We start from the raw sequence: 1682 nt of genomic DNA on the forward strand, positions 1-1682 counted from the left end.
TCGCGTCGGACTACGAAGGCTCCTTGCTCGAGATCACGCCTCGTGGACGGGCGAGTTCGTCGAGGAGGATCCGTTTGCTGTGGTCGGAAGACGGCCGCCTCCCTAGGCTCTGGGTCGTGCCCGACCTCCTCATCTGTGTCGACGGCAGCGCTTCAGAGGACGACGCCCGCGCATGCCGCGAGCAGTTCGACATCCTCGCCGATCGAATGTGGTCGTTCCAACTCGCCTTCGTCGACCAACTCGATGAGTTGCCAGCCACCACACCGGGCGGCCTGCCGGTCCTGCGCACCATCGGCGTCGCCATGGAACTGCCGGACCCGGGCGATGACACCGATGAGACCGCGATCAGGGACGATGTCGCGGCTCTGATCGAAGCATTCTCCGGCCTCGCCCGGAACGCGGCGATTGAGTTCGTCGTGGAGTACCGCGAAGAAGCCGTCGGCTCCCTCGACGGCGGAGCCGGCGACGTTCGCTTCGTCGCCGACTTCTTCGGCGACAACTGAGCGCAGGCATCCCAAGGTCGCGTAACGCCGTCCTGGAGCTACGCCTGTTCGTTGAGAAGCGCTTCGTCGGCAAGCCCGAGCCTTGCCTGCAGGCAGCAGCTGACTACCCGGCGTCGCGACGCATCGCCTGGTCCACGACTCGGCCTGCTGCCGGTATTCCTCGATCTGTGCACGGACAGCCGCGTCGATCTCTTCCCAACTCGCCGGACTGTCGTGGTGCACGAGCACGGCGTAGGCGATCTCCGCGAGTTCTTCGGGATTCAGGGGCAGGTTCCATGCCTTCACGAACGGGACAAGCGCCCCGCTTCCCCGTTCGACCTGCTCTGGCGTTGGTTCCACGCCGCCAGTATGCCTCCGGAGCGCCCCGGCTCGTCGTAGCGACCGAGCCGATCGAATGCGCGAATCCGTCGAAAAGCGCTCATCTGCGAGCACCCGTCAGCCACGGTCGACCGTCATCGCCAGGCCGGATCTCGAAGCGCAAAGTCGCGGGGACTCGCGTGAGCCAGCAGCTCTCCCAACGAACGCCGCACGAGCATCTGGCGGAACGACTTGCAGCCGTCGCCGAACCACTCGGGACTGGCGACCGCATCGCCGGACAGGTCGTGCTCACGCACGACCAACGGTGGGAGCAAACCTCCTCGTAGCGGCATCCATCGCCATGTCCCGCAACGTCCGCAGCGCGCTCCATCCGTCCCGTGCCGTGCACGCGCCGCCGCCGCGAGCTCCTCACCGGCAAACCACGCCACGTCCCCAGAGGGCACGACAAGTTGGAAGGCACCTGCGTCTCCACCACGCGGCCACCTGACCGGCAGCAACGACACCGAGAACCGGGCGCGAACCTCGTCGGCGAGCGCCGCGTCAACACAGATGGCGTCGAATCGCCAATTCGGGACCCAAGCACCGCGAACGGTTACGCCTTTGCGCTGCAGCCTCAGCGATCCGGCCTGCTCCGACAAGGGGGTGCCACACGCGCGACACCAGCCGCCTTCGCCGAACATCGGCGTCAAACCCCAGCTGTCGTCCGGCCAAGGCCAACCACGGTGCCGCCGCACGCCTATCCCCACGAACCCATCCTCAAGCACACGGGCCCTGATGCCCCGGCCCCCGATGGTCAAATCGTCGAGAAAGACCACTTTCGCCTGTGATTGCAAGGTGGCGGTCATGACCAGCCGTGAGCAT

2 protein-coding genes are annotated in these 1682 nt (G+C 66.3%); one reads left to right on the forward strand and one right to left on the reverse strand.

The features are described from left to right. Nucleotides 1-503 (forward strand): hypothetical protein (locus OJ962_RS34170; RefSeq protein ID WP_270006956.1); only part of this gene is annotated, 503 nt, incomplete at its 5' end. A gap of 452 nt (nucleotides 504-955) precedes the next feature. On the opposite strand, the gene OJ962_RS34175 is transcribed toward OJ962_RS34170, so the two are convergent. Beyond that, on the reverse strand, nucleotides 956-1682 hold a 727-nt coding region (locus OJ962_RS34175), incomplete at its 5' end, for a hypothetical protein (protein ID WP_270006957.1).

This window comes from Solirubrobacter deserti, assembly GCF_027587175.1.
GTDB lineage: Bacteria > Actinomycetota > Thermoleophilia > Solirubrobacterales > Solirubrobacteraceae > Solirubrobacter > Solirubrobacter deserti.